Here is a 5,391-nt window from a genome sequence, read left to right on the forward strand (position 1 = left end):
TATCCTCAGCTCTGGTGTCTATCCTCATCGATCAGAAATACCTGCCATCATCATGGGAAAAACTTTATGAGGCTGCTGCGGCGCCCTGCGGCACATATATAAGGCTTCTCCTACTTCTCGCTACAAGCGATACAGCCCCTTCCCTCTCGAGGTTTCTGAGAACCGCTTTGGCTAGAGATACTGGGATTGAGTATTTCTGGGCTATAATGGCTGGTGTTATAACGCTTAGCTCACTAATCTCTTTACCTATTTTAGCATAGAGTGAGGCATCTATATTGAGGGTTGCAGAGAGGGTTACATACTTCTCAGCCTTCTTCGGCTTCTTCTCCTCCTTAGCCTTCTTCTCCTTCTCCCCCTCTAGAAGCCTCTTCTGCCTCTTCTCCATAACCGATATCGGCTTCTTACCCTTAGACCCCAAATAATCCACCCATAAGTAGATATGTTAGCTAGCTAAAAATCCTTAGGAAAAGCATATGGGTTAAATTCAGGTGCTTCTAACTATATTGCTTTTAAGAGATACAGCCCTATCTATAGAGGAGATGCGATGGTTTGGGATGTATATGCTGCTGTAAGGGCTAGGATAGTCTATGCTGGGAGGCTTGGTAAAAACGTTGTTGAGGATATGCTTGCTGCTGGGAATGCTGGCGATGCCATCGGTTATCTAAGGGAGACCCCGTATTATCAATATATAAGGAATGTATCTGTTGAGAATCAAGAGCTTTTAGAGCTATCTCTCTATCTAGGCCTATATAGATCTATAGCTCCTCTCCTAGCCATAGTAGATAGAGCATATAGATCTATTGCTGAGCATGGCTTACTCTTCATAGAGAACAGAGTGATAGCATCTATGCTCATTTCCCTAGCTTTGGGAGAACTGCCATCGCTAGATCTTAAGATCCTTGAGGGTACTAGGCTTGGGGAGCTCTATAGAATAGCAATTGAAGATCGATCTTTTATAAAGGCTCTAGATCATTTAAGGGGGAAAGGGTTTGCAAGCCTTGTTGAAAACTATAACATATTATCTAAATATATGGATCCGGGATCCGCGATCTCAATAGCATCTGATATAGGTGCTGCCAAAGACCTCTCAAATATCGTTAAATCAGAGCCTTCACTATCAAGGCTTATATGCCCAGAGATAGATTTCATACTAGTTCAAACCGCTATAAGAATTTCCAGAGGAAAGGCTAAAGAATATATAGGCCCAGCAGAGCTCTCCAATATAGCATGTCGCATAGATAGGGGGGAGATCGAAGATCTTTATAGCTATAGGGAGGAGGAGAATATCATGAATGTGTTGAGGAAAATATATGGAACACAGCTAGTTCAGAGAAGTCTTGAAGAAAGCCTTATAAATATTACCAGTCATGTAAGGAAGACCGTTAGAAGCTCTTTAGAGGCAGCATTTTCATCATACCCATTTGACCCCAGTGTCGTGTGGGCAGCCATCAGGGTAAGGGTTATGGATGTAGAGGATATAATAGCTATAATCAATGGGAAAAAAGCAGGGCTACCCATAGAGATAATCAGAAAAATAATATCCATAACAGTTTAGAACTTAGATCTAGAAGCTACTCTTTTCAATGATGAATGCATCCCCTATACATCATCTCCTCTTCTATTTATTACTTAAAATTCTTACCCCTCTAATATGGGATCCGCATTTTCACTAATAGAATTTAAAATAAATAATTGAAGTGGGTTTTGGAGAAAACTATATCAGGTTTAGCGTTTATTATGGTACTCCTAGTATTAGCACTAGGATCGCAATTGCTATACCATATATAGCAATTCCCTCGCCAAGTACGACTATTAGGAAAGATCTTCCGAAGACCTCAGGCTTTTCCGTGAATGCGCTTATTGCTGCAGCACCTGCTAGCCCCACAGCTATTCCAGCACCTATGCCAGCCAGTCCCAGGGCGAGCCCAGCACCTATGAATCTTCCCATTCTCTCCCCGAATTCCTTTGCATTGAATGCGGCCTGCTGTAGCTCAAGCTGTTGTAGGAGCATTGTTGTTTGTGAAGTCCCTATTTGGATTAAAAGTGCTAGTGCTATTGATATTGCTACTGCAAAAGCGATTCCAGAGCCATATATAATCCAGGCGCTCCTCAAAGACCCTTTAGCCATCAAGTCCCCGGTTTAAGTAGTTGCATAATTTGCTTTAAAGCTTTATCCTTGGTATAAAGGATCTCGTTTTTCCTTTTAGCGAGAATCTCCTCTATCATTCTATCTATTTCAGTCTCGATTTCTTTTCTCTTATTCTCAAGAATATTATTGAACATGCTCAATAGATCTTCAGCCACGTGCAGCTCCCCTCGCCACCAATTTCTTCTTCATAAGCTTTAACCTTATAAATTCCTCTCTCATTCTCTCCTCTAAGACACTCCTAATCCTCTTGATAGTATTTACGTAGTTAGGTATTATTAGATAGTCAATTGCATTTATAAGCTTCTGGGTTCTCCTCAGCTCCTCTATAAGTCTCTTTAATGTTGCCTCTGCCTCTGCGAGCTTCACAATCTCCTCTAATGCATCTCTAAGCAATTCTATCGATACATCGAGGCTATACGGAGTGGTTCCAGGGGGATATTCTGGCTTCTGTATGCTCTCCCTATCGATGGTCAGAACAGGTATCTTAATACCAAACGCTGCCCTCTCACCAACAATCACAGATGCTGCCTTCCTCGTTGAAGATTCGATGCTCCTCAAACCCACTAGGCCGGCTTGTGAAACGGCTATTGAGTATTTCTCATACGCCTTTTTAAGCTTCTCCCTAACCGAGTTCTGAAGCCTTGTGAACTCCTCAATAGCTATTCTGATGTTTAGGAGTAGCACCTCCCTCTTATCCTCTAAAACCCTCCTAATCCTCCTTATAGTCGCATAGCTTCTCCTCAGGTTTATCAGATTTATCTTTGTGGGGAGCACAGATCTGGGGTCTATAGCCATGCTATCCTACGCACCCTTAGCCCTTCTTCTCGGATGGTACTTCTCTATATATACATCCTTTATATTGGTTAGCTCGCTTTCAGGGAGTATGGAGAGTACCTCCCACCCTATGTCTAGGGTCTCTTCAATAGATCTGTTCTCGTAGAAGCCTTGAGATAGGAATCTCCTCTCAAAGGCATCTGCGAATCTCAGATACTTCCTATCGGTCTCGGAGAGGCTCTCCTCACCAACTATTATTGCTAGGCTCCTCAGCTCCTGGCCTCTGGAGTAGGATGCGTAGAGCTGGTTACTAACATCACCATGATCCTCTCTCGTCTTGCCAGGCCCTATACCCTCCTTCATAAGCCTTGAGAGGCTCATAAGAACATTTACAGGCGGATATATACCCCTGTTATATAGACCTCTATCAAGCACTATCTGCCCCTCAGTTATATATCCAGTTAGATCTGGTATGGGGTGTGTTATATCATCTGCAGGCATTGTTAGGATTGGCATCTGAGTAATAGATCCCTTCTTACCTATAGCCCTTCCAGCCCTCTCATATATAGATGCTAGGTCTGAGTACATATATCCAGGATACCCCTGTCTCCCTGGAACCTCTTCCCTCGCAGAGCTGATCTCTCTGAGGGCCTCGCAATAGCTGGTCATATCTGTTAGGATCACGAGGACATGCATATCCCTCTCGAATGCGAGATACTCGGCTAGGGTTAGAGCCATTCTAGGGGTTATAAGCCTAACCATTGCAGGCTCATCAGCTAGGTTTATAAACATAGCAACCCTCTTTATAGCCCCTGTCTCCTCGAAGAACTTTCTAAAGAATAGAGCCTCATCATATTTGATCCCCATAGCAGCGAATACAACAGCGAACTCCTCCCTCTCACCTCTCACCGTTGCCTGCCTCGCTATCTGTGCTGCGAGCATATTGTGGGGAAGCCCTCCACCGCTGAATATAGGTAGCTTCTGACCCCTTACAAGGGTGTTCATACCATCTATAGCGGAGATCCCTGTTTGTATAAAATCCTCTGGATACGCCCTCGAAGCAGGATTTATCGGGGAGCCATTTATATCCCTTCTCTCCTCGGCAAGCACAGGCGGACCTCCATCGAGCGGTCTTCCAAGCCCATCGAAGATCCTTCCGAGCATTGCTTCCGATACAGGTGCTTCCATGGTTTTTCCTAGGAACCTTACCTTAGTACCTCTAGTGCTAATCCCCGTAGTACCCTCGAAAACCTGTACTACAGCATATCCCATACCAACCTCTAGAACTCTTCCACTCCTCTTCTCACCATTTGGTAGCTCTACCTCAACAAGCTCGTCAAAGGCTACACCGCTTGCTTTTTCAACTATTATTAGAGGACCTCTAATCTCTTTTATAGTCTCATATTCTCTATATTGTGAGATCTGAATCCCCATCTAGATCACCCAGCTAAGCTTCCAAGCCTCTCCAAGATCTTCTTTTCTAGCTCCTCCAACTTATTAAGCTCCTCATTAGGTATTGTGAACCTAGCCTTTATAAGCTCTGTCACAAGATCCTGGGTCTTCTCCCTTATAGCTTTAACGCTAACACCTGAGTCGACAAGCTTTTTAGCACTTCTATAGAAGCTCACTATAGCCCTCATAAGCATTACCTGCTTCTGTGGAGATGCAAATGCATCTATCTTGTCATAGGCGTTCTGCTTTAAGAACCCCTCCCTAATTATCCTCGCCACATCCATGACAAGCTTATCAGGTTCAGCAAGGTTTTCAGGCCCTATCAGCCTCACTATCTCTCTAAGCTCGTTCTCCCTCTGCAGGATCGAGTATATCGTATCCCTTAGCTCTCTCCAGTCCTTCGCAATATTATTGATCCACCACTTGGTCACAGTATCTACATAGGCTGAGTAGCTTGTGATCCAGTTTATAGCAGGGTAGTGCCTTGAATAGGCTAGAGCAGTATCTAGAGCCCAGAAAACCCTTATAAACCTCCTAGTATGGGTGGTCACAGGCTCTGTGAAATCAGCCCCTGGAGGGGATACAGCGCCTACAAGGGTTACAGACCCTATTCTCTCAGGCCTTCCAAGGGCTATAACCCTTCCAGCCCTCTCATAGAACTCTGCAAGCCTACTCTGTAGATAGCTTGGATAGCCCTCCTCGGCAGGCATCTCCTCAAGCCTCCCAGCGATCTCTCTCAAAGCCTCGGCCCACCTGCTTGTGGAATCCGCTACTAGTAGAACATCATAGCCCATGTCTCGATAATACTCGGCCATGGTGACCCCGACATAGATGCTAGCCTCCCTAGCTGATACTGGCATGTTGCTTGTATTCGCTATCAATATTGTTCTCTCCATTAACGGCCTCCCACTCCACGGATCCTTATATGTTGGGAACTTCTCCAGAACCTCGGTCATCTCATTACCCCTCTCGCCACATCCTATGTATATCACAACTCTTGCATCGCTCCACATAGC

7 protein-coding genes are annotated in these 5,391 nt (G+C 44.6%); 1 reads left to right on the plus strand and 6 read right to left on the minus strand.

The features are described from left to right. Positions 1-64: 64 nt before the first annotated feature. Positions 65-418, minus strand: a complete 354-nt coding sequence (locus QXE01_06365) for a hypothetical protein (GenBank protein MEM4970859.1) — start codon at positions 416-418, stop codon at positions 65-67. Positions 419-544: 126 nt separating this feature from the next. Here QXE01_06365 and QXE01_06370 point away from each other — a divergent pair, with 126 nt between their 5' ends. Next, positions 545-1,555 carry a V-type ATPase subunit gene (locus QXE01_06370; protein MEM4970860.1) on the plus strand — a complete coding sequence of 337 codons (1,011 nt, stop codon included), beginning with the start codon at positions 545-547 and terminating at the stop codon, positions 1,553-1,555. A gap of 180 nt (positions 1,556-1,735) precedes the next feature. Here the strand turns inward: QXE01_06370 and QXE01_06375 are convergent, their stop codons facing one another. The 5 genes from QXE01_06375 to QXE01_06395 form a co-directional block, all read right to left on the minus strand. Next, positions 1,736-2,128 carry a V-type ATP synthase subunit K gene (locus QXE01_06375; protein MEM4970861.1) on the minus strand — a complete coding sequence of 131 codons (393 nt, stop codon included), beginning with the start codon at positions 2,126-2,128 and terminating at the stop codon, positions 1,736-1,738. Further along, on the minus strand, positions 2,128-2,304 hold the full coding sequence (locus QXE01_06380; protein ID MEM4970862.1) for a hypothetical protein: 177 nt from the start codon (positions 2,302-2,304) through the stop codon (positions 2,128-2,130). Before QXE01_06380 ends, QXE01_06375 begins: the two co-directional genes overlap by 1 nt. Further along, entirely contained in the window at positions 2,297-2,944 is a 648-nt protein-coding gene (locus QXE01_06385) for a V-type ATP synthase subunit D (protein MEM4970863.1), read from the minus strand. Before QXE01_06385 ends, QXE01_06380 begins: the two co-directional genes overlap by 8 nt. Before the next feature lie 6 nt (positions 2,945-2,950). Beyond that, positions 2,951-4,345, minus strand: a complete 1,395-nt coding sequence (locus QXE01_06390; protein MEM4970864.1) for a V-type ATP synthase subunit B — start codon at positions 4,343-4,345, stop codon at positions 2,951-2,953. A gap of 17 nt (positions 4,346-4,362) precedes the next feature. Then, positions 4,363-5,391: V-type ATP synthase subunit A (locus QXE01_06395; GenBank protein ID MEM4970865.1), on the minus strand; the 1,029-nt coding region annotated here is incomplete at its 5' end.

Source organism: Sulfolobales archaeon (genome assembly GCA_038897115.1).
In the GTDB taxonomy this organism is placed as follows: Archaea; Thermoproteota; Thermoprotei_A; order Sulfolobales; family AG1; genus AG1.

Coding starts and splice junctions, on each gene's coding strand:
- QXE01_06370 (MEM4970860.1), top strand. CDS start 545: ATGGTTTGGGATGTATATGCTGCTGTAAGGGCTAGGATAGTCTATGCT.
- QXE01_06375 (MEM4970861.1), bottom strand. CDS start 2,128: ATGGCTAAAGGGTCTTTGAGGAGCGCCTGGATTATATATGGCTCTGGA.
- QXE01_06385 (MEM4970863.1), bottom strand. CDS start 2,944: ATGGCTATAGACCCCAGATCTGTGCTCCCCACAAAGATAAATCTGATA.